Raw genomic sequence first — 22,509 nt, forward strand, 5'->3', positions numbered from 1 at the left:
GCACTATGCGCACAATTTTTACCCAAATCAGTTTATTGTTTCTTCTTTTTGTAGGGTTTCAAGCCCAAGCACAGGATATCAATTGGATGTCTTGGGAAGAAGCCGTGCAATTGTCCCAAACCGATGCCCAACCCAAAAAAATATTCATCGATGTATACACCGATTGGTGCGGATGGTGCAAAAAAATGGATAAGGATACTTTCCAAAACCCTGAAGTCTCCACCTATATGCAGGATAACTTTTACATGGTAAAATTGGACGCCGAAGGCAAAGACCCCATCGAATTCCAAGGGAAGACCTTCAAGTTTGTCCCTTCTGGAAGAAGAGGCTATCATGAATTTGCCGCAGCCCTGTTGCAAGGAAAAATGAGCTATCCCACAGTAGTCTTTTTGGATGAGGATTTAAAAATGCTCTCCCCGGTACCCGGATACCAAAAAGTGGAGCCGTTCCTTCAAATTGCCCGTTATTTTGGGGACAATATCTACAAGGATAAGGATTGGCAAACGTATGCCGGAAAATAAACCCAACTACTCTTATTACCTACTGTAATTTGGACTTTCCTTAGTGATGGTCACATCATGCGGATGACTTTCATGGATTCCACTGGAAGTGATTTTCACAAACTTTCCTGTTTCTTTCAAGGTTTCAATATCCTTGGCGCCACAGTAGCCCATTCCGGCACGGAGACCACCAATAAATTGGTGCATGCTTTCGTATAGGTCGCCTTTGTAGGGTACTCGGCCCACAATACCTTCGGGAACGAGTTTTTTGATATCGTCCTCCACATCTTGGAAGTAACGGTCCTTACTACCCGATTTCATGGCTTCAACGGAGCCCATGCCTCGGTACGACTTGAACTTTCGCCCTTCATAAATAATGGTTTCCCCTGGGGATTCCTTGGTACCTGCCAGCAAGGAGCCCAACATCACCGTATCGGCACCAGCCGCAATGGCTTTGGGAATATCACCCGTATATCGTATCCCACCGTCAGCAATTACAGGAACCCCTGTGCCCTTGATGGCGGCTGCCACTTCCAAAACCGCGGAAAACTGTGGGAATCCGACACCTGCCACCACTCGGGTTGTACAAATGGAGCCTGGCCCAATGCCCACTTTTACCGCATCGGCACCGGCTTCCACCAAATACTTGGCGGCTTCACCAGTAGCTATATTGCCCACAACCACTTCAAGTTCTGGGTAGGATTTTTTGACTTCCTTCAAAATACTGACCACACCTTTGGTGTGACCGTGTGCTGTATCGATAATAATGGCATCCACCCCAGCATTTACCAAGGCACCTGCCCTTTCCACTGCATCAGCGGTTACCCCAATGGCAGCGGCCACCCGTAAACGCCCATACTGGTCTTTATTGGCAATGGGCTTTTGGGTCAGCTTGGTAATGTCCCTAAACGTAATGAGACCGACCAATTCGTCTTTGTCGTTCACCACGGGTAGTTTTTCAATCTTGTTTTCTTGAAGGATGACCTCAGCCTGCTGTAATGAGGTTCCCTCTCCCACAGTGACCAAATTCTCCGAAGTCATGACCTCCCCAATGGGACGGTCGTTGTTTTTTTCAAAACGCAAATCCCTATTGGTCACAATCCCGATCAACTTTTTGTTGTCGTCCACAATGGGGATACCCCCAATACTGTGTTCCTTCATGTTGGCCTTGGCATCCCTTACCTTAGAGTTCAGGGGAAGGGTCACTGGGTCCATGATCATGCCGCTTTCCGCTCTTTTTACCTTACGGACTTTAAGCGCCTGCTGCTCTATGGTCATATTTTTATGTAAGACCCCAATTCCTCCTTCGCGGGCCATGGCAATAGCCATGCGCGATTCGGTAACCGTGTCCATTGCTGCAGAAACAATGGGAACATTAATGGTAATGTTTCTAGTAAACTTGGATTGGATATTGACTTCCCGGGGAAGTACTTCGGAGTAGGCTGGCACAAGTAGGACGTCATCATAGGTCAATCCTTCGCCAACAATTTTGTTAAGGTGGGCTTCCATTGCAATTACGAATTAATTGCGTGCAAATATACCACCTTTTTAATTCATATCTATCTCTTTTCACATTTGGTTCACCTGAGATCTAATTTATTTTTATTTAGACTTATTATAAATAATTGATATCTTTATCACCTAATGCAATTATTATGTGTGAATCCCTGATTATTCTGGACCAATCCAAGAATGGTATACTGACCTTTTGTAACCGAAGTAAACTCTTCCAATTGATTTTCAACAACCTATGTTTTGAATTATACGAATGGGAACTGGAAGCGTTCAAGGAATACATCCTCCAATTGGATGCATCGTATTGGGAAAAACAATTGAGACATTGGTCCCAACAACGTAAAATTCCCATTTCCGTAGGTAAAAAGCACTTTATCATCCTAGTGAACAAGGAAGAACTGTTCGAAATAAAACAATTGTTACGCTATAAAAAGCCCCGACCGGAACTTATCGGGTACCACGATATTGATTATCGATTTATTGAAAACTAACAGGTTCTGGAAATCAGTTGCCCTCCAAAGCTTATCGCTTTTGGGAGGGTCTGGCACACTGCCACAAAACCACAGCTGCAGAGCAGCTAAAGGTAAGGGTCATTAATACCCCGGAGAAAATGACCACATACTTAAACCAAGATATGCCCTTCCACATGAGATAAATTCCTCCAAAGGTTAAAATCACGGACAGAAAGGGCTCGATGGTCAAAAAAAGTTTCCATTTTTTAGGCAAGTGGGTCAACCATAGCAATCCACCCAACAAAAAAAAGATCATGGACATGGACAAAATGTGGGTATGCACAATGGTGAGCATCTCACGATCACCCTTCTTGAACTTCATCACCGTTGCCTCTTCGTCTTCCTCGTTGCCCAAATAATTTTCCTCAATGCCTGCGGGCGAAGTGGAATCGGTTTCCTTGATGAAGAGCAATCCTGTGAAGAACCCAATGGAAAGTATAACCACAAAAGTGCCTATGAACAGGCGTATTTCTTTGGGAAAAGTGGACAATAGACCGTTATATACCATTACAGATGTCCTTTATCCTGAAGTATTCCAATGGTCTGAAGCAGGTTGTCCATGGACCGGGTCATGGAATTTACCGAAATGGTGGCACCGGATATGGCGTCGATGTTGGTCTCAGGATTCACACGGTCCCCGCCTGTTTTTCCTAAAAATTGCTTCAACCATCTTTTACTCCCAATCTCACCTCCATATTCTTCCCGGTACACCAGTACTTTTGTGTTGATGATTTTCACGGTATCATCAAAAAGCACCAAATAATCAAAATTTGCAGTCTTACTTGGGGCTTGGTCAAAAAATGCATAACCCAAAATTGCGTTTCCAACAGTAATCTGGTATAAATTTTCCCCAGAAATTTTGGTGGGGAGCTGCGCATTCAAATCGTTTGGGATGGTAATGGGTTGCAGGGCAAAATCCACAACTTCAAAGGTCTTTTCCACTTCTTTGAGCACCCTTTTGTTCACCTCTTTGGGAGCGGTGAATGCAAGGAGCATCAAAACAAGGGGAATAACTACATATGGTTTTGCCGATTTCATCCCACAAATATATTAATTTAGACTCATTATGAATAAAAACAGGGCGGAATATTACATCCGCCCTGTCTATATTTTTTTAGAACCAAACTCCTATTCCAAAGTTCAATCGGTCCTGTACATCCGAGTTATCCGCGGCATTGCTTCGGAACTGATAGTCACCTTTGACCACCACTCCTGGTGCAATATGGTAGGTCAATCCCGTGGTTACATCAGTTCGGTCATAAGCTTCATTCTTCACCAAACCTCCTTCGGTATCCGCGTGGGTATTGTACATCTCGTACCGGGCAAAAGCAAAAAGTTTTTGTCTATTTCCGGCTGGGAGGACATTATAAGCTCCTTCCAAGTACCAACCCTGCAAGGCACTTCCCAGATTACTTCCGGTCAAATCGTTATAGGCATCGGTATCCGATAACGAAGCATGGATAAATTGTCCCCTTGCCGTAAAGTTTTGATACGCATAACGGGCATCCAATCCAAACATGGCGATACCTATATCTGCCCCATCAAACTCCTCTACATCGTCATCGGCCTGGGTACGTCCAAAATAGGTTGAAAAGCCCAAACGCAGTCCGGGAATGCCGTAGTAATCCAATTTTGTGGATAGGTTAGGGCTATCAATGGTGGATTGGATTCCCTTTTGTCTTCCTCCCCGAAGGCCACTGGAACCACCCAATTTTCCGGCCACACCGCCTTCTCCATCGGCTTCAGTGGATTTAAACCCATTAAAAAGATAAGCCTGATATCCCAAGGAAATGGAGTTGAACCTTCCGGTTACCCCTACCCCAAGCTCACGCCAAGTGGTGGGAACAATGGAATTGTCCAAACCAGGACGTTCCGTTCCATTAAACGTGGTGGGTTCATGGAACTCGTTGATAATTCCCATGGGTACCAACATCAAACCTCCTCGGATGTTAAGATTGGGAGCCGCATTATAGTTTACAAAAGCTTGTTCTATAAAAACTTCTTCAACATGCTCAAACTCCACTTCCGTAACAAATTGGGTACGGTCGTCAAAGCGATATCCGAAAAGGAGTACCAGACGTTGCACATCCAGTTCCCCGTTATCCCCTTCAGGCTGATTGTACAGCATTTCACCATAGGCCCCTACGGTCACTGCAGAAGCATAGTTCCCTGAAAGTAAACGCTGTGCGGCGTTGATCTGTTTCTGTGGATCCAACTGGATCGAGTCGGTTTTGGTCTGTGCGAACGTGAATGATGCACATAGTAAAGCAAATAGAATTGTTGTTTGTTTCATGGTGTTTCAATAATTGCGCGGCAAATATATTTCTACACTACGAAGCAGCCAAATTTAATTAGACTTAGTTTAAATAAAATTAAAGACGTAACGTTTAGGAGTAAATACGTTGAATACCTCAATGGTAGGCGGAGAAAAGTTCGGTCGCCTTGTTGTAAGCGGCTTCAAAGACCATCCAGTTCACACCGGTGTCCGCTTTTTCCGTGGTAAAATAGGAAAGCATTTTCTCGGTGGGCATATTCCCGGTGAGTTCATCCTTGGCCATGGGGCAACCTCCAAAGCCTTGTACCGCCCCATCAAAGCGTCTACAACCTGCTTTGTAGGCGGCATCCACTTTTTCATGCCATTTGGTCGGGGTGGTATGCAAATGGGCGCCAAATTCAATATCCGGATATTTGGGAATAAGATTGGAAAACAAATACGAAATGGTCTCTGCGGTGGAACTCCCAATGGTATCGGAAAGGGACAAGATTTTAGTGCCCATGGCGGCCAATCTTTCGGTCCACTCCCCTACTATCTCAACGTTCCAAGGATCACCATAAGGATTCCCAAATCCCATGGAAATATACGTCACCACTTCTTTGTTATGGGCGTTGGCCAACTCCAGAATACCCTTAAGGGTATCCACCGATTGTGCTATGGTCTTATGGGTATTTCGCATTTGAAAGTTTTCGGAAATTGAAAAAGGAAATCCCAAATACTTAATGGCTTCATGCTGACATGCATCATCGGCACCCCGAATATTGGCCACAATGGCCAAGAGCTTGCTTTTGGTCTTGGTAAGATCCAACCGTGCCAACACCTCTGCGGTATCCTGCATTTGCGGAATGGCCTTGGGGGAGACAAAGCTGCCAAAATCCAACGTATCAAAACCACAGCCTAAAAGGGATTGGATATACCTTGCTTTCTCCTCAGTGGGAATAAAGGTCTTGATGCCCTGCATGGCATCCCTTGGACATTCTATGAGCTTGATCTTTGACATAGGTTGCCTGTAAAATTACCACTATTTATCCGATAGCAATAGATAAATGGCGATTCCCAAAAAAACTACAATTTGAACCCATTTCAGGGAAATACCTGCCTTGGGATGGCGCATCAAATAGGTTGAAATGCTTCCTGCCAATACGGCAATGGTTCCAAAAATAATGAAGGCCACCAGCATAAAGAGCAGACCAAGGATATAGAACTGCATTACGGTTCCCAATGTTTCACTGAACAGAAATCCAGGAAAAAATGCCAAAAAGAAGATGGTAACCTTGGGGTTGAGCACATTCATGGCAAAACCGGTCTTGAACAGTTTAAAAGGACCTTGGGATGGTTGCTTTTCCTTATCCAAAAGAATGGACGCGTCACTTCTGTATACTTTTATGGCCAAATACACCAAATAGGCCGCCCCAAACAGCTTGATGCCCAAAAACAGACCGTCACTTCGTTTTATAACCTCTGACACACCAAAAGCCAGCAAAGTGGTATGCACCAAACATCCACTCACCAAACCTGCTACCGTGGCCAACCCGGCCTTGACTCCATTGGATATGCTCTGGGTAAGCACAAATATATTGTCCGGTCCCGGGGAAATGGCCAAAGCCGCTGAAGACACCAAAAACCCAATCAGAATGGGATAATTTATGGTCTCAGGGCTCAGCAGGAACACATGTTGCATCTTGTCTTAGGATGTGCGGGCCAAAATGGCCTTGTTGATTTTTTTGATCAGGGCAGGACCTTCATAGATGAACCCGGTGTACAACTGGACCAAATCGGCACCGGCATCCAGTTTTTCAAGGGCATCTTCGGGAGAATGTATGCCCCCTACCCCAATAATGGGAAATGCCTTGTTGCTCTTTTCCGCCAAAAACCGAATGACCTCCGTACTCCTTTGGGTCAAGGGTTTGCCGCTAAGTCCCCCCTTTTCCTCTGTAAGTATAAGATGGGATTTTAGACCTTCCCTGGAAATAGTGGTGTTTGAAGCAATGACCCCATCAATTTCAGTGGTCCCAACAATATCAATAATATCCAACAACTGATCATTGGTCAAGTCCGGGGCAATCTTTAAAAGGATTGGTTTTTCTTTTTGCTTGGATTTTTTGGCCTGTTTACTGTTCTGTCTTTTTAACTTTTTCAGAAGATTGGTCAAAGGTTCCTTATCTTGGAGTTCTCGCAAACCTGGCGTATTGGGTGAGCTCACATTGACCACAAAATAATCCACATGATCAAATAGGGCTTCAAAACAGATGAGGTAGTCCTTAATGGCCTGATCATTGGGGGTGACCTTGTTCTTTCCAATATTTCCCCCAACGATTACCCTGTGTTTTTTCTTGAGTTGCTCCACCGCCTCAAAAACCCCCTTGTTATTAAATCCCATGCGGTTGATGATAGCCTTGTCTTGTCGCAACCGGAACAATCTTTTCTTGGGATTTCCAGGCTGCGGTTTGGGCGTGAGTGTACCTATTTCCACAAAACCAAAGCCGAAATCGGAAAATTCATTGTAGAGCTTGGCATCCTTGTCAAAACCAGCGGCCAAACCAACGGGATTCTTAAATTTTATTCCAAAAACCTCTCGTTCCAACTTGGGATTCCTTACTTCAAAAATACTTCTGAACAAAGGTCCCAACCCCAATCTCGAAAACAGTTTTATGGCCCAAAATGAAAAGTGGTGCACTGCTTCCGGGTCAAACAAAAACAGGATTGGGCGGATGAGGATCTTATACATTCAACAGATTTTCAACAAAAATAAAAACTCTTAAAACAGAACACAGCAAATCATTTATTTTTCGTCAACCGACTTATTTACATGGATAGGGCGCAACGTAAGCTGATCGCATAATTTTACATAAAAGCTGTACTGTTTTGGATTGAAGATTGACAACAGCCTTTTATCCATCATCCGAATGTTCAGCTTCATGCTGTCCATAATGGTTTTGTATTCGCGGGAAACCGTCATCAGCACTTTAGGCGGACTTTCTTCGTGCTGTTTTAATAGAAATTCGGCCCGATTTCTCAGGATTTCATTTCGAATTTTCAGTTCAGCACTCCAATTTTTAAGGCTTTCCTTTTGCTCCTCGTTCAGTTGAAACACTTCCGCAATGGTCCCATCGTCCATGCCCCCCACCCCCAAGGCACACTCCTCTTGGGCCGACCCAAGAAACATCGATAATAGGAAAATGAACAAAACAGCTCCCTTCAATTTAGGTTGATTTTAAAAAGTGGGAGAAATATACTTTTTTTAAACCCCGCTTTCTTAATATCACGATTGAATAACCATTATTTTTGATGAAAAGCACAGCATGGAAAAACTTTTGTCCCGATTTCTGGATTATGTAACCACCGATACCCAAAGCGACCCATATTCCAAAACCACGCCCAGTACTGAAAAACAATGGACTTTGGCCAAAAAACTGGTCTTGGAACTGCACCAGATTGGTTTGCAGGAAGTTTCCATTGATGAAAATGCCTATATCATGGCAACCCTACCCGCCAACACGGACAAAAAAGTGCCCACCATAGGTTTTATCTCGCATATGGACACCTCTCCTGATTTTTCGGGAAGGAATGTAAAACCACAGATCATAAAAGATTATGACGGTAAGGATATTATCCTCAACAAAGCAAAAGACATTGTGCTTTCCCCAGACTATTTTGAAGATCTATTACAGTACCAAGGTCAGACCTTGATCACCACGGATGGGAATACTTTATTGGGCGCCGATGACAAGGCGGGCATCGCCGAGATTATCACGGCCATGGAATATTTGGCCCAACATCCCGAGATCAAACACGGAAAGATACGGGTGGCCTTTACCCCAGATGAGGAAATAGGTAGGGGTGCGCATAAGTTCGACGTAAAAAAATTCGGTGCCGATTGGGCCTATACCATGGACGGCAGCCAAGTGGGCGAACTGGAGTATGAAAATTTCAATGCGGCCAGCGCCAAGATCATTGTTAAGGGAAAGAGTGTCCACCCCGGGTATGCCAAGAACAAGATGGTGAACGCCATTGCCATTGCCAACGAATTTTTAAGCCTGCTCCCCCCACGGGAAGTTCCCGAACACACCACGGGCATGGAAGGCTTTTTCCATGTGCACAAAATAAAGGGGGAGATAGAGAATGCCCAAATAGATATGATCATCCGCGACCACGATGCCATACATTTTCAAGCCAGAAAGGAACTATTGGCCAGTATTGCGGACAAGCTCGCCCAAAAACACGGGGATTGTATCACGGTGGAAATCGAAGACCAATACCGCAACATGCGCGAAAAGGTGGAACCCGTGTTCCATATTGTAGAGATTGCCCAAGAGGCCATGGAGTCTTTGGGCATTGAACCTATCATAAAACCCATTAGGGGGGGAACGGACGGGTCACAGTTGAGTTTTATGGGGCTACCCTGCCCCAATATTTTTGCCGGGGGACACAATTTTCATGGAAAATATGAATATGTTCCTTTGGAAAGTATGGAAAAAGCGGTTAGGGTTATCGTAAAAATTTGCGAACTTACTGCCAGTCAGATCAAATGACATGGAAAAATCCGGAAAAATAGAAGCCTATTACGATAACGACCATCCGTTCAAGGAAGGTATAGCATACCTGCGAAGGCTGGCCCTACAGACCGAAAGTGAGGAGGACTTTAAATGGAGTTTTCCGGTGTATACGGTCAATGGCAAAAATGTATTTGGCATCTGTAAGTTCAAAAACCATTTTGGGATTTGGTTCTTCAACGGGGTGTTTCTGAAAGACCCCAAAAAAGTGTTGGAAAATGCCCAAGAAGGAAAGACCAAAGGCATGCGGCACTGGAAGTTCCATGCATTGGACGGGATTGATGAAAAAGCAGTTATCAATTACATGAAAGAAGCCATTGAAAACCAGAAAAAGGGCATGGAGGTCAAGGCGGAGAAAACTTCAAAAGTGACCATCCCGGCACTGCTTCAGCAAAAATTAAAGGAAAGTAAGGAGTTGCAAACCGCCTTTAAAAATTTTACCCCCTACAAGCAAAAGGAGTTTTGCGAATACATCTTGGAAGCCAAACAAGAGCAGACCAAACTAAGACGGTTGGAAAAAATATTGCCCTTGATCCAAAAAGGGGTGGGTCTACACGATGCCTACCGCTAAATTTAATCTACCAAGTCCTTTACAAAAGCCTCTAGCCCGTGTAAATGATCCACATGATCTGGGGCCGTATTCCCCACAAATGCCCTGACCGAAAAATTGCCCTTTTGGGTTTCGGACACTTGCTGCATGCCCATGGGACCCCATTCCAAGATAGGGTTTCGTTGTAATCCGAGTTCGTTGATCAACCAATCCGCGGTCTCGGTGGTACTGGCATAGGTCCCTGGGAAAATTTCGGAATGGGTAATCAACATTTTCTTTTCTCCGCTGACCGCCTTTTGGGCAAAAGCTAAGAAACCTTTCATTTTTTCTGCATTCAATTGTCCGCCTTGGGCCAAAGGAGTAGCCTCGGGGATGTAATCGGTGTGCAGCCCATCCAAGAGTAAAATGCCGTCTATTTTGGCTTCATGGGTTTTCAACAACTCACGGACGGCACCATATCCCGCACTAAAGGAACTAAAATACACCTTTCCCATCCGGTCCACATCCAGTTTGTCCTGTATGGCCTTCAACAAACGGGGATAGACTGCCACATCAACAAAAGGTGCTGCATAGACCGAGGAACCAGAACCTTGTTGCACCACGGCCAAAGCCATGGGTTTTTTCAAATTGTGAACGGCCTGCATGGCCACAAAGGGTGCTCCATGGAAGTGGATGAGCAAATCCAATTCTTGAATTCCCTCCGCTGCAGAGGGCAAGTATACCGTGACCGGTTTGGACAATATACCCTCCAACACGATTTTGGTGCCCGGAGGTTCTTCGTTTTTCAATCGGGCGTGTTCCCGAATATGGTCTTGCATGGGAGAAGGGGTCTGCCTTACTTGGATGGCAACTTCGTTTTTTGAAGTGGCACAACCCAACATCAGCACGCATACAAACCCCAAACTTATCACTTGGAAACGGATAGTATTAAATGTATTCATAAAATTTATGGAAGCTTACTTTTTGGGCATTTTCCAGCCGTTATGGTATTCATTGGTCAACAGTACATCGGCTTCTTTATGGTTGAACCGACCTTTTTGGGCATCCCAGAACAGGCGTTCCCCTGTTTTATAGGCCACATTGCCCATATGGCTGACCACGGCGGCATCGTACCCTACTTTAATTGGAGCATTAAGAATGCTTTTGTCCCTTTTCTTGATGGCTTCCAAGAAATTCACTGTATGCAAATCCAGACCATTGGCTTTTACAGTCTGCAGGCCTACTCCTGCTATTTTGGGACCCAAATCCTCGCTCCAGTTAGGCCGATGTTTCTCCGGAATTACCTCCCAACCTCCACGGTCCAACACCAAGGTTCCGTTGTTGCCAATGAAGGCTATCCCATGGTTTCTTCCATAGTTTCCGCCGTCAATGCCATTGGCGTGCTCCCAAAGAAGTGAAAACCCATCGAACTCATACACAGTTTGTAGGGTATCCGGGGTCTCGGCAGCATCATCGGGATAAGCAAACTTTCCACCCATGGCCATCACTGATTTGGGCGTAGAGGCCTTCATGCCATAGAGGGCATAGTCAATCAAGTGTACGCCCCAATCGGTCATCAATCCTCCTGCATAGTCCCAAAACCATCTAAAATCGAAATGGAACCGGTTCTTGTTGAAAGGTCGGTCTTGGGCAGGGCCCAACCACATTTTATAATCCACCCCTTCCGGTGCGGGAGCATTAGGCACTTCGGGAATGGATTTCATCCACCCTTGGTAGGCCCAGGTCTTTACCAAACGTATTTGCCCCAATTTCCCGGAATGCACATAGTTTATGGCATCCACAAAGTGGGGTTGGCTACGTTGCCACTGTCCTATCTGTACCATTCGGTCACTGGCATCCACGGCCGAAAGCATGGCTTCGCATTCTGCTATGGAATTGGCAATGGGCTTTTCACAATAGACGTCCTTGCCAGCATCCACGGCATCCACCAACTGAAGACAGTGCCAATGATCGGGGGTTCCCACGATGACAATATCAATATCCTTATCGTCCAACATTTTCCGATAGTCAGTATACCACTTTGGTTTTTTGATGTTGGCCTTTTTCAAATCTGCAGTCTTGGCACGAAGGACATTTTCATCCACATCACAAAGGGCCACCACCTCCACTTCACTGTTCTTCAAGAGGGAGGTAAGGTCTGCAAAGCCCATTCCGTTGCACCCGATTAATCCCACTTGAATCTTGTCATTGGGGCTCACGGTCCTTCGCAGCGAGGCCAAAATTTCAGTGGGAAAGAACAAGGAGGTTCCCAAACCGACCGTATACAATGACCCCTTTCTAATGAATTGTCTTCTAGTGCCCATTTTTTCAAATTTTGAATAAGATACAAAAAAACGTCCCCCGCAAACTCAATTGCAGGGGACGTTTTAATCTATATTGCTCTAGAAGCTATTATTTGTCCGAAGCGGCGTTCAATTTTTTGCTCATTTCCATGGAAATGGCGGAACGATCAAACTTTAAACGGCCAGCCATGGTTTCAATGACACAGGAGAAATCCTTGTCGTTCATTTCCACGATCTTGCCATGAAGTCCGCTTTTGGTGATGATGCGGTCTCCTTTTTTCAACTCCGAAGTAAACTTCTTCTCATCCTTCTGACGCTTGATCTGTGGACGGATCATAAAGAAATACGCCACCGCAAAAATCAATATCAGAGGTAAAAAATCGCCTATATTTCCCATTTAGGTATTTTATCTATTTAACAGGACCAGCAGGAGCTGCTTCCTTAGGATTAACGAAGGCCTTGATTCTTAAGATCTCGGTTCCTTTTTCTGTATTGGCCGTAACGGTAATGGTCTTGGTCACTTGATTTTGTCCAGAACCATTGAATTTTACCAACAATTCGCCAGTTTCACCAGGAGCAATAGGCGCATTCTTTGGATATTCCGGTACGGTGCAACCACAGCTACTCTTTGCATCGGTGATGATCAAAGGGGCATTACCGGTGTTGGTGAACTTGAATGTGGTTTCTTGCGGAGTGCCTTGGGCTATGGCACCAAAATCATGCTCGGCCTTTTCAAAGCTCATCACGGGAAGTTGCTTTTGTGCTTCATCCCTTGAAGTTGCGCTTTCCACATTGTCCGCAACGATTTTGTTGGATGCCTTGTCCTTGCAGGAAACGCCCATCACGGCAACGGCCATGATCAAACTAAAAATTGTTGTTATTCTTTTCATGATAATAATTTGTTTTTCCAAAAATACTCAAATATTGTTTATTGTAGTCCTCTACCTATTTTTTGAAGTCTTCCATCGGATTTGTATTCCTTGGCCAATTTGTCCAAAACCCCGTTGATAAAGATACTGCTCTTGGGCGTGGAGTACTCCTTGGCAATCTCCAAATACTCATTTAGGGTCACTTTCTCCGGAATGGATGGAAAGTTGAGCAGCTCACAGATGGCCATTTTTAGGATGATCAAATCGATCTCGGCAATACGGTCATTGTCCCAATTGGGGGTTTTCCCCTCAATTTCCTTCTCCCATTTGGCGTCATGTAACAAGGTCTTGGTCAACAGGTCATTGGCAAAGACCATATCTTGCTGATCCTTGAGCAACGCGGGGATAAAATAACGTTCACCAGAGGTTTCAGTGGCCTTGCGCAAACGTTTGGCCAAATAGGTATTTACAATGGGAAAATCGTCCACCCAAGTAAGTTTGTCATCCTCAAAATACTCATAGATCTTATCGTTGGGGGCTATAATTTCCTTGAAAAGCTGGAGCACTACTTCCCTATCGTCCTCATAATCGTTCTTTCCGTTGGTCATGTAAGCCTTGTAGATATCGCTGGCCACGACCTCCTTGTATAGGATCTTCACGTATTCGTCATTCAAGTACCAGTTGTCCAGCTTTCTTTTGGAGAGTTCCCCTTTGAGGAGCTCATTCTCGGAAATCTGGAGCAACAGTCGGTTCTTCACGAACTTTTCGCGATCGGGATAACCATCTTCTTCTGTGGCAAGGTATTTTTTTGTGGCATGACTGGCATGTTTGGCAGCCAGTCGCTGCAGTTCGGCCAAGAGGCTCAATACCAACAAATAGAGCACGTACATATTCTCAATGCTCACTCTTAGGAATTTTTCCTGTTTCTGCAAGGAATCGTCCTTGGATTGGACCAGTGCATAGATACACTGCATCACTTTTACTCTGATATGCCTTCTAGTAAGCATTTTTAAAGAACTTTTAAAGTCATTGATTGGCTTTCACTGCGCAAAAATAACCTTATATTTCGATGTGGCCTACCAAAGTTGTTTTCTTATCAGTTTTATAACATTTATTTTTGGGCCAATGGTATATCTTTGTTCGATTGTCAATCAACAGACGTTCTAAAAACCACCTTCCCTCCTATGAAGGAACTGAAACACCTTAATAAATACTTCAAAAAATATTGGTTTAAGCTATTGATGGGGGTTTTGATCACCATCGTTGCCCGATTGTTCTCTTTGGTACTGCCCCATTACGTGAACAATTCCATCCAGATTGTAGAAAAGTATACCGGAAATACCATTACTCTTGCCGAAGCAAAGCAATCCCTATTCCATTATATATTGATTGTTGTTGGTGCCGCCCTACTTTCGGCACTGTTCACTTTTTTGATGCGACAGACCATTATCAACGTATCCAGGTATATTGAATATGATTTGAAAAACGAGGTATTTGACCACTATCAAATCCTAAACCTTGATTTTTATAAGAAAAACCGTGTAGGAGATCTCATGAACCGTATCAGTGAGGATGTCAACCAAGTTCGGATGTATGGGGGACCGGCCATCATGTACGGTATCCAGACCCTTACGCTTTTTGCCTGTTTGATCCCTTTGATGTTCATAAAGGCACCCACCTTGGCAGCATATACCTTATTGCCCCTTCCTGTTTTATCGGTCTTGATCTATCAGATTAGTAAGATCATCCATAAAAGAAGCACCAAGGTCCAAGAGTTTCTGTCCACCCTGTCCACTTTTACCCAAGAGTCTTTCTCAGGGGTTTCGGTCATCAAAGCCTACAGCATAGAACCACGCATCAACCAAGAGCTCAGGAACCTGGCCACCGAAGGCAAGGATACCAGCATGGCGTTGGCCAAGGTAAACGCTTGGTTTTTTCCCTTGATGGTCCTCCTTATCGGAATCAGTAACACTATTGTCATCTACGTAGGTGGCATGCAATATATTGATGGAAAAATAGAATCCTTCGGAATCATTGCGGAGTTCATCCTATATGTAAACATGCTCACGTGGCCGGTGGCCATTGTGGGATGGCTTACCTCCATCATCCAAAGGGCCGAAGCATCCCAAAAACGAATCAATGAGTTTTTAACGATACAGCCCACCATTAAAAATGAGGTTGCTGAGTCCACGCCCATCAAAGGGGATATTGAGTTCAAAAACGTGTCCTTTACCTATGACGACACCAACATTACTGCCTTGGATAATGTATCCTTTACAATAAAGGCCGGGGAGACTGTGGCCTTTTTGGGGAAAACGGGATCCGGGAAATCAACCATTTTGGATTTGGTGGCCCGTCTGTACGACACCTCTTCGGGAGAGGTTTTGGTGGATGGTATTCCCGTTCAAAAACTCAACCTGAACAGTCTACGGAGCTCCATTGGTGCAGTACCGCAAGATGCCTTCCTTTTTTCGGACACCATAGAGAACAACATCCGATTTGGCGATGAAAATGCCTCATTTGATGAGATTGTGGCCGTGGCCCAAAAAGCGGTTGTCCACGACAACATTCAGGGATTTGCCAAAAAATACGATACCATTTTAGGGGAGCGGGGCATTACCTTAAGCGGGGGACAAAAGCAACGGGTCTCCATTGCGCGGGCATTGCTCAAAGACCCTAAAATCTATCTTTTTGATGATTGTTTGTCCGCTGTGGACACCGAAACCGAGGAAGAAATCCTGAACAATCTCAAACGAGCATCCGAGAACAAGACCACTTTGATCGTAAGCCACAGGGTCTCTTCTGCCAAAAATGCCGACAAGATCATTGTACTTGAAAATGGTAAAATCATCCAAGAGGGCACCCATGACCAGTTGAACAATGTTGATGGATATTATAAAGAACTCTATATCAATCAGCTTTCAGGGAAAGATTAATAAAAAAGTTGCTGAATTAGCTTTTTTTTTACATTTTTGGTAGAATTATACAACATAAGGAACTAATTACAACACAAGACCACATGGGCGAGAAAGATATCATGGATCAGGAAGAAATTTACTCCAAAGTCTTACGGGCCGGGAGAAGAACTTACTTTTTTGATGTAAGGAGCACCAAGGCCGGCGATTACTACTTAACCATTACGGAAAGTAAAAAGTTTACCCATGATGATGGTTCTTTCCACTACAAAAAGCACAAGATTTACCTATACAAGGAAGATTTTACCGCTTTTAAGGAAATCATGGAAGAGATGATGGATTACATTATTGACGAAAAAGGTCAAGAAGTAATTTCTGAGCGTCATCAAAAAGATTTCAAAAAAGAAGAAAGGGACATCAGTGAAAACGGAACCGCTTCGGGGAGTTTTACCGATGTGAGCTTTGATGACATTTAAAACATCGTTTTAAAAAAAGACAAAACGGCCTGCAAATGCAGGCCGTTTTTTTATTTTTATCACACGACTAATTCAAAATGACCTCATGAAAAAAATCAATTTCCTATTCTTGGCGCTAATCATGGGCCTAAATCTAAGTGCCCAACAAGTTACGCTGGACTATTATCTACCCAACAACATCTCGTACGATAGTAGTATCCCAAAACCCGCCGAAGTCATCGGCCACGAGGTTGGGGAATGGCATGTGACCCATGATAAATTGGTGTTCTATATGCAACAACTCGCCGCATCCAGTGACCGGATAAGCATTGAAAATAGAGGGACCACTTTTGAAGGCAGACCTTTACTACTACTTACGGTCACTTCACCCAAAAACCATCAAAATTTGGAAAGCATACGCCAACAACATGTGGCACTTTCCGAAGGAAATGGCAATACAGATACCGCCAATATGCCCATTGTGGTCTACCAAGGTTTTTCCATCCATGGTAATGAACCCAGTGGCGCCAATGCCGGATTGGCCTACGCCTATTACCTTGCCGCAGCCCAAGGTCCAGAAATTGAATCCCTTTTGGACAACACCATTATCCTTATGGACCCGAGTTTCAACCCAGATGGGCTACAGCGCTTTGCCTATTGGGCCAATATCCATAAGAGTCAAAACCTAAATCCGGACAGCAACGAAAGGGAGTACCACGAGGTTTGGCCTGGTGGACGTACCAATCACTATTGGTTTGATATGAACCGGGATTGGCTGCCCGTACAATTACCGGAGAGTAGGGCCCGAATTGAAACCTTTCACCAATGGCTGCCCAATATCCTGACCGACCACCATGAAATGGGCACTAACTCCACATTTTTCTTTCAACCTGGGGAGCCGACACGGGTACATCCATTGACTCCTAAAATCAACCAAGAGCTCACCAAGGAAATTGGAAGCTATCATGCCAAGGCTTTGGACAAAATTGGTTCGTTGTACTATTCCGAAGAAAATTATGACGACTATTACTATGGCAAGGGTTCCACATTTCCGGATGTGAACGGCGGTATTGGGATTCTTTTTGAACAAGGTAGTTCACGGGGCCATATCCAAGAGAGTGACAACGGCCTCTTGACCTTTCCTTTTACCATACGAAACCAGTTTACCACAGCGCTTTCCACCATAGAGGCCGCACAGAACATGCGCACCAAAATTTTGGACTACCAGCAAGGGTTCTATGCCAACATGCGCAACGAAGCATCGCGTAGTAAAACCAAGGCCTTGATTTTCGGGGATAGCAAGGATGCCTCCAAAGCTTGGCATTTGGCAGAAATTCTTAAAAGGCACAAAATAAAGTTCCATGAATTGGCCTCAGATGCCACCATCAATGGGAAAACCTTTAAACAAGGTAACAGCTACGTGGTTCCCATGAACCAGAAAAACCCAAGATTGATCAAGGCGATGTTTGAGAAGCGGACCACTTTTACGGATAGTCTCTTCTATGACATTTCGGCTTGGACCTTTCCATTGGCTTTCAATGTGGATTATGCCGAGCTCAACTCTCTGTCCAATGCAGGACCGGAAATTGTCGATTTTAAACATCCCCAAGGAAGTGTCAGTCAAAAAAGCAACTACGCCTATGTATTTGAATGGCATGAATATTACACCCCAAAAGCCCTGAACAAAATATTGGAAAAAGGATTGCGGGCAAAGGCCGCCAAATCGCCGTTTACTTTAGAGGGTACCCGGTATGATTATGGTTCCATCATGGTTCCGGTACAGAACCAAAAATTGGATACCGATGAGCTGTATGCCTTTTTGAATACCGTAGCCCAAGAAAGTGGCATCCATATCAGCGGGGTTTCCACGGGCCTTACCCAAGGCATTGATTTGGGTAGCAATGATTTTGAAGCCTTGAAAAAACAGAAAGTGGCCTTATTGGTAGGTGAAGGTACCCGCTCCTATGATGCCGGTGAAATCTGGCATCTATTTGACACTCGCTACGATATGAAAATCACCAAAATAGATACGCGCTATTTCAACAGTGTCGATCTTGATTCCTATACAGCCTTGATCCTTACAGGAACCGGTTGGGGAGGTGGTACGCTTTTGGATAAAAAAGGTGCCGAAAAGGTCAAGGAATGGGTGAAAAATGGTGGTACCATTATTGGATACCGTAACACGGCCAATTGGTTTAAAAGCAATGAGTTCCTGGACCTTGTTCTGCGTAAGGACACCTTGGTCGCCAAGAACATTGCCTTTGACCAAAAGGAGGATTTTCAAGGAGCCCAAGTTACGGGTGGTGCCATTTTTGAAGCTAAATTAGATCGTTCCCACCCTATCAATTACGGATATAAAAATGATAGGTTGGCCTTGTTCCGAAATACCAATATCTATTTGGAACCGGAAAAGAACAGCTATGACAATCCCATCCAGTATACCAATAACCCGTTACTAAGCGGTTATATTTCGGAGGAAAATGCCGAACTCATCAAGAACAGCGTTCCGTTCAAAGTCAAACGAATGGGCAAAGGAAGGGTTGTACTTTTTACCGACAACACCAATTTTAGGGCCTTCTGGTATGGCACCAACAAACTGTTGATGAATGCTATTTTCTTTGGACCGATGATGTAATACCCATTTTTACAAGGACAAGATTTACCACGGCATGCCCTAACACAAAAAGGCATGCCGTTTTTGTGTTGTACCAATTCCATATAAGCAAAAAGCAGATTCCATATATCATTGGGTAGACCAATAGCACAAAACCAAAGCGAAACGTAGCTTCAAATTCAGCTTCAGGGACTTTAGGTTTCAATACACTTCTCCACAACAAAATAAATGGTAGGTTCCATATGGTAAACAAGGCTTTTGGAAATGGGTTTCCTACTTTCTTTCCCGTTTCGGTTTCCTTCAAAGAATCACCTTGCGAAATCAGTGCATTTACCGCTGTGGGCTCAAGATACTGCTCTCCATTTTCTCCAAGACTTTGTATGGCACCATCATATTCTGTTTCCGGGATATGGGTCGTCAATTTCATGAGGCTATACTGAACCTCTTCTTTCAGTTTGCTTATAAAATCAGGGGCATTTTTATGGTCCTGGACAGGAATGGGATTCCCAAAAACCAGGGTTGCTGCATCTCCCGCTTGCTGCGGATAGGCATAGTTTTGCCCAATAGGCACCAACTGGACATCCAAATTTGGCTTTTGTTCCAAAGTGGCTTCCACAATACGGGTAAACCCTTTGCTCAGGGGCCTTACCCTTCTTTGCAAACTATGGTTGGCTTCGGGAAACAACAGAATGGCATGCTTGGCTTCCAACAAATGGGCACATTTTTTAAATACGGCCTTATTTTTAGGAACACTGGACTTACCATCCCTTATCCGGTACACCGCCATCATTTGCAAAAAGTTGAAAAACGACTTTAAAAAAGAGTTCTTAAAAACATCGGAACGGGTCAAAAACCAAGGTTTTCTGCCACAATACACCGCAATCAGGAGCACATCCATAAGCGCATTCTGATGATTGGAAAGAAACAGCACCGGCTTATCCAAAGGAATTTTTTCTTTACCCACTACCTTGACTTTCCTGTAATAGAAAAACAAGCCTGTAGCAACCCAAAGTTTAAGAATGGAATATGCCAATCCTCGCATCAGACCAGTTCTTCTTTTTCAATGGGCCTATACCCCCAAACCGTACCCAGCACCAATCCGGAAACGAGATGCCAAATTCCCCAAAAAGCGGTCAACAGGGCCATACCGCCCAAGCCATCAAAAAACGTAAAAATCAACAGCAGTCCCAATCCTGAGTTCTGGATGCCTGTCTCTATGGTGATGCAGCGTATGTTCTCTTGGGACAGTCCCAAAGATTTCGCAACGGAAAACCCGGTCAACAAGGCCACCAGATTATGTACCACTACCAGCCAAAAAACGTAGAGCACATACTCCATAAAAACATCGATGTTCTTATATAATGCCAAAAACACCAAGACCACAAAGAACAACAAAGAGCCTATTTTAAACCCTCTTGCCATTTTCTTTGCGGTACGAGGGGCATAATGGTTGAACAACATTCCCAATACCAAGGGTATGCCCAACAAAAGGGCCACCAATTTCACCATTTCATAGGGAGAAATGGAAACTTCTTTTAAAATGGAGGCTGTTGGTCCATACATTCCACCCCAAAAACTTAGATTGATCGGAGTCATAAAAATGGCCAAGAGGGTTGCAATAGCGGTCAGCGTGACCGACAAAGCTGCGTTTCCTTTGGAAAAATGGGTGAAGAAGTTGGACACATTGCCCCCTGGGCAGGCCGCTACCATAAACATGCCCAAAGCCATACTGGGTATAGGCTCCACAATCCAGACCAAGGCAAAGGTGATGGCCGGCAGCACCAAAAACTGACAAAAAACACCGGCAATCACGGGTTTTGGAGTCCGGAACAGCCGTTTGAAGTCTGTGAAGGAGATTTCCAAAGCCACACCAAACATGACCAAGGCCAAGGCCATGTTCAAGGTCCAAAGCGATTTCTCATCAAAATTGATGTGTACCGTATCTATGATTTGCTCCAAAACAATGGTGTTACCTTCACAATATACAGGATTCTTTCCATTAATGGGTATTCTACTTTTAGAAGAAAGCCCATGAATTTTATACCTTTAAACGGTAAAAAAAAGATATGGCCCGTACCCCTAGTAACATGCTTCCACTGGGCACCAAAGCCCCAGAATTTGAATTATTGGACACCGTGTCCAACATGACCCTTTCTTTGGAAAAACTGAAGGGAAAGAACGGAACCGTGGTGATGTTCATCTGCAACCATTGCCCTTTTGTGGTCCATGTAAACCCTGAGCTATCCAGATTGGGGAAGGAATATCAGGCAAAAGGAATTGGCTTTGTGGCCATTTCCAGCAATGATGTGGCCAATTATCCGAAAGATGCCCCTGACCTTATGAAAGAGAAGGCCAAGGCAATGGAATATTCGTTTCCCTATCTCTATGATGAGACCCAAGAAGTGGCCAAGGCCTATGATGCTGCCTGCACCCCGGATTTTTATCTGTTCGATGCAAACTTGGAACTGGTTTACAGGGGGCAATTGGACGATTCCAGACCAGGGAATGGCCTGCCCTTGACCGGCAGTGACCTGCGCAATGCCATGAATGCCGTTTTAAACGGAAACGCTATCGATTCCAATCAGAAACCCAGTATTGGCTGCAATATTAAATGGAAGTAAATGAAGATCAACCCAAAAGAGGCGCTCCAACAATTATCAACCCAAGACAGTCCTTTCCTGAACTTGTTTGCGCATGGGACCTTGTCCGTGGAGATCTACAAACCGGAAAAAGTGGACCTTCAACAACCCCATTCGAGGGATGAGGTATACGTGGTAATTTCGGGAAGTGGTGAGTTTTTGAACAACGGGGCAAGAACTACTTTTTCACCAGGCGATTTTCTTTTTGTACCTACCGGGGTCGAACATCGATTTGAAAACTTTACCGATGATTTTGCCACTTGGGTACTTTTTTATGGCCCTGAAGGAGGGGAAAATAATCCATAAGCATGGAAGCCACTTTGGAAATTGTGGATCTATCCACGTTGGACATGTACTGTTCGGTCGGGCAAAAATCGTATCGGGAGCATTATCTACATTTATGGGAGAATGGGGACCCAACCCCTTATATTGCCCATAGCCTTGAAAAATCTGTCGTAACACAAGAGTTGGAGGACCCCAATGCGGCCCACTACCTTGTAAAAGTTGGACAAGAAGTCGCTGGAATTGTAAAATTGGTCAAGAATTGCGGTATTGATGAGCTTTCTGATGACATTTCCCTAAAAGCAGAAAAAATCTATCTACTGAAAGCCCATTCCGGCAAGGGACTGGGCAAAAAAGTGCTTCAACTGATTGAACAGGAAGCCTTGGCACTAAAAAAGAAAGTAGTCTGGTTGGATACCATGCAAAAGGGAAATCCCATTCAATTTTATCAGAAAAATGGATTTGTGGTAAAACGGGAAAGCGAGCTTACCCTAGCCGGGGCCAAAGCGTCGGAAAAAGCCATGTATATTTTGACCAAAACCCTTTAA

25 protein-coding genes are annotated in these 22,509 nt (G+C 44.4%); 10 read left to right on the top strand and 15 right to left on the bottom strand.

Annotated elements, in window-relative coordinates:
- The first annotated feature begins 5 nt into the window (after window positions 1–5).
- On the top strand, window positions 6–521 hold the full coding sequence (locus ACPD8L_RS06985) for a thioredoxin family protein (RefSeq protein WP_116218716.1): 516 nt from the start codon (window positions 6–8) through the stop codon (window positions 519–521).
- Window positions 522–536: 15 nt separating this feature from the next.
- Here ACPD8L_RS06985 and guaB read toward each other — a convergent pair whose 3' ends face one another.
- On the bottom strand, window positions 537–2,009 hold the full coding sequence (gene guaB / locus ACPD8L_RS06990; protein WP_116218261.1) for an IMP dehydrogenase: 1,473 nt from the start codon (window positions 2,007–2,009) through the stop codon (window positions 537–539).
- A gap of 146 nt (window positions 2,010–2,155) precedes the next feature.
- Between guaB and ACPD8L_RS06995 the strand changes: the two genes are divergently transcribed.
- Window positions 2,156–2,506, top strand: a complete 351-nt coding sequence (locus ACPD8L_RS06995) for a DUF6686 family protein (RefSeq protein WP_116218262.1) — start codon at window positions 2,156–2,158, stop codon at window positions 2,504–2,506.
- 31 nt (window positions 2,507–2,537) lie between these two features.
- On the opposite strand, the gene ACPD8L_RS07000 is transcribed toward ACPD8L_RS06995, so the two are convergent.
- From ACPD8L_RS07000 to ACPD8L_RS07030, 7 genes are all read right to left on the bottom strand, one after another.
- Window positions 2,538–3,035, bottom strand: coding sequence for a hypothetical protein (locus ACPD8L_RS07000; protein ID WP_116218263.1), 498 nt, complete (start codon window positions 3,033–3,035; stop codon window positions 2,538–2,540).
- Window positions 3,035–3,565, bottom strand: a complete 531-nt coding sequence (locus ACPD8L_RS07005) for an FMN-binding protein (protein WP_181898205.1) — start codon at window positions 3,563–3,565, stop codon at window positions 3,035–3,037. The genes ACPD8L_RS07000 and ACPD8L_RS07005 overlap by 1 nt, the downstream gene beginning before the upstream one ends.
- A gap of 76 nt (window positions 3,566–3,641) precedes the next feature.
- Window positions 3,642–4,820 (bottom strand): hypothetical protein, encoded by a 1,179-nt coding sequence (locus ACPD8L_RS07010; RefSeq protein WP_423942672.1) that lies wholly within the window; start codon window positions 4,818–4,820, stop codon window positions 3,642–3,644.
- 118 nt (window positions 4,821–4,938) lie between these two features.
- Complete coding sequence (locus ACPD8L_RS07015; protein ID WP_423942674.1) at window positions 4,939–5,802, bottom strand: hydroxymethylglutaryl-CoA lyase; 864 nt, start codon at window positions 5,800–5,802, stop codon at window positions 4,939–4,941.
- Between the two features lie 21 nt (window positions 5,803–5,823).
- Window positions 5,824–6,483, bottom strand: a complete 660-nt coding sequence (locus ACPD8L_RS07020; protein ID WP_423942676.1) for a LysE family translocator — start codon at window positions 6,481–6,483, stop codon at window positions 5,824–5,826.
- A gap of 6 nt (window positions 6,484–6,489) precedes the next feature.
- Window positions 6,490–7,530 (bottom strand): quinone-dependent dihydroorotate dehydrogenase, encoded by a 1,041-nt coding sequence (locus ACPD8L_RS07025; protein ID WP_423942678.1) that lies wholly within the window; start codon window positions 7,528–7,530, stop codon window positions 6,490–6,492.
- A 54-nt stretch (window positions 7,531–7,584) separates the two neighbouring features.
- Complete coding sequence (locus ACPD8L_RS07030) at window positions 7,585–8,004, bottom strand: hypothetical protein (RefSeq protein WP_423942679.1); 420 nt, start codon at window positions 8,002–8,004, stop codon at window positions 7,585–7,587.
- Between the two features lie 100 nt (window positions 8,005–8,104).
- Here ACPD8L_RS07030 and pepT point away from each other — a divergent pair, with 100 nt between their 5' ends.
- Window positions 8,105–9,334 (top strand): peptidase T, encoded by a 1,230-nt coding sequence (gene pepT / locus ACPD8L_RS07035; protein WP_421809827.1) that lies wholly within the window; start codon window positions 8,105–8,107, stop codon window positions 9,332–9,334.
- A gap of 1 nt (window position 9,335) precedes the next feature.
- The gene (locus tag ACPD8L_RS07040; RefSeq protein ID WP_421809828.1) at window positions 9,336–9,926 is read left to right on the top strand and encodes a YdeI/OmpD-associated family protein; all 591 of its coding nucleotides are present in this window, start codon (window positions 9,336–9,338) and stop codon (window positions 9,924–9,926) included.
- A gap of 2 nt (window positions 9,927–9,928) precedes the next feature.
- Here the strand turns inward: ACPD8L_RS07040 and ACPD8L_RS07045 are convergent, their stop codons facing one another.
- The 5 genes from ACPD8L_RS07045 to nusB form a co-directional block, all read right to left on the bottom strand.
- The gene (locus ACPD8L_RS07045; RefSeq protein WP_423942681.1) at window positions 9,929–10,846 is read right to left on the bottom strand and encodes a hypothetical protein; all 918 of its coding nucleotides are present in this window, start codon (window positions 10,844–10,846) and stop codon (window positions 9,929–9,931) included.
- Window positions 10,847–10,861: 15 nt separating this feature from the next.
- Window positions 10,862–12,208 (bottom strand): Gfo/Idh/MocA family protein, encoded by a 1,347-nt coding sequence (locus ACPD8L_RS07050; RefSeq protein ID WP_421809830.1) that lies wholly within the window; start codon window positions 12,206–12,208, stop codon window positions 10,862–10,864.
- An 88-nt stretch (window positions 12,209–12,296) separates the two neighbouring features.
- A complete protein-coding gene (yajC, locus tag ACPD8L_RS07055) occupies window positions 12,297–12,584 on the bottom strand; it encodes a preprotein translocase subunit YajC (RefSeq protein ID WP_423942682.1) in 288 nt (95 codons plus the stop codon).
- Window positions 12,585–12,597: 13 nt separating this feature from the next.
- Entirely contained in the window at window positions 12,598–13,077 is a 480-nt protein-coding gene (locus ACPD8L_RS07060) for a DUF1573 domain-containing protein (protein ID WP_116218276.1), read from the bottom strand.
- 38 nt (window positions 13,078–13,115) lie between these two features.
- On the bottom strand, window positions 13,116–14,063 hold the full coding sequence (nusB, locus tag ACPD8L_RS07065) for a transcription antitermination factor NusB (protein WP_116218277.1): 948 nt from the start codon (window positions 14,061–14,063) through the stop codon (window positions 13,116–13,118).
- 177 nt (window positions 14,064–14,240) lie between these two features.
- Between nusB and ACPD8L_RS07070 the strand changes: the two genes are divergently transcribed.
- From ACPD8L_RS07070 to ACPD8L_RS07080, 3 genes are all read left to right on the top strand, one after another.
- Window positions 14,241–15,992, top strand: coding sequence for an ABC transporter ATP-binding protein (locus ACPD8L_RS07070; RefSeq protein ID WP_116218718.1), 1,752 nt, complete (start codon window positions 14,241–14,243; stop codon window positions 15,990–15,992).
- An 83-nt stretch (window positions 15,993–16,075) separates the two neighbouring features.
- A complete protein-coding gene (locus ACPD8L_RS07075; RefSeq protein WP_116218278.1) occupies window positions 16,076–16,447 on the top strand; it encodes a PUR family DNA/RNA-binding protein in 372 nt (123 codons plus the stop codon).
- Window positions 16,448–16,532: 85 nt separating this feature from the next.
- A complete protein-coding gene (locus tag ACPD8L_RS07080) occupies window positions 16,533–19,061 on the top strand; it encodes a M14 family zinc carboxypeptidase (protein ID WP_423942685.1) in 2,529 nt (842 codons plus the stop codon).
- On the opposite strand, the gene ACPD8L_RS07085 is transcribed toward ACPD8L_RS07080, so the two are convergent.
- Window positions 19,036–20,082, bottom strand: a complete 1,047-nt coding sequence (locus tag ACPD8L_RS07085) for a lysophospholipid acyltransferase family protein (RefSeq protein ID WP_423942687.1) — start codon at window positions 20,080–20,082, stop codon at window positions 19,036–19,038. The genes ACPD8L_RS07080 and ACPD8L_RS07085 overlap by 26 nt on opposite strands.
- The gene (locus ACPD8L_RS07090) at window positions 20,082–20,999 is read right to left on the bottom strand and encodes a bile acid:sodium symporter family protein (protein WP_423942689.1); all 918 of its coding nucleotides are present in this window, start codon (window positions 20,997–20,999) and stop codon (window positions 20,082–20,084) included. Before ACPD8L_RS07090 ends, ACPD8L_RS07085 begins: the two co-directional genes overlap by 1 nt.
- Window positions 21,000–21,106: 107 nt before the next feature.
- Here ACPD8L_RS07090 and ACPD8L_RS07095 point away from each other — a divergent pair, with 107 nt between their 5' ends.
- The 3 genes from ACPD8L_RS07095 to ACPD8L_RS07105 are packed head-to-tail and all read left to right on the top strand — an operon-like array spanning window position 21,107 to window position 22,509.
- A complete protein-coding gene (locus tag ACPD8L_RS07095; protein WP_423942691.1) occupies window positions 21,107–21,661 on the top strand; it encodes a thioredoxin family protein in 555 nt (184 codons plus the stop codon).
- Window positions 21,662–21,985, top strand: a complete 324-nt coding sequence (locus ACPD8L_RS07100) for a cupin domain-containing protein (protein WP_423942692.1) — start codon at window positions 21,662–21,664, stop codon at window positions 21,983–21,985.
- A gap of 2 nt (window positions 21,986–21,987) precedes the next feature.
- Window positions 21,988–22,509: a GNAT family N-acetyltransferase gene (locus ACPD8L_RS07105; protein WP_423942694.1), complete on the top strand. Its 522-nt coding sequence runs from the start codon at window positions 21,988–21,990 to the stop codon at window positions 22,507–22,509.

It is taken from the genome of Flagellimonas algicida, assembly GCF_049629585.1.
GTDB lineage: Bacteria > Bacteroidota > Bacteroidia > Flavobacteriales > Flavobacteriaceae > Flagellimonas.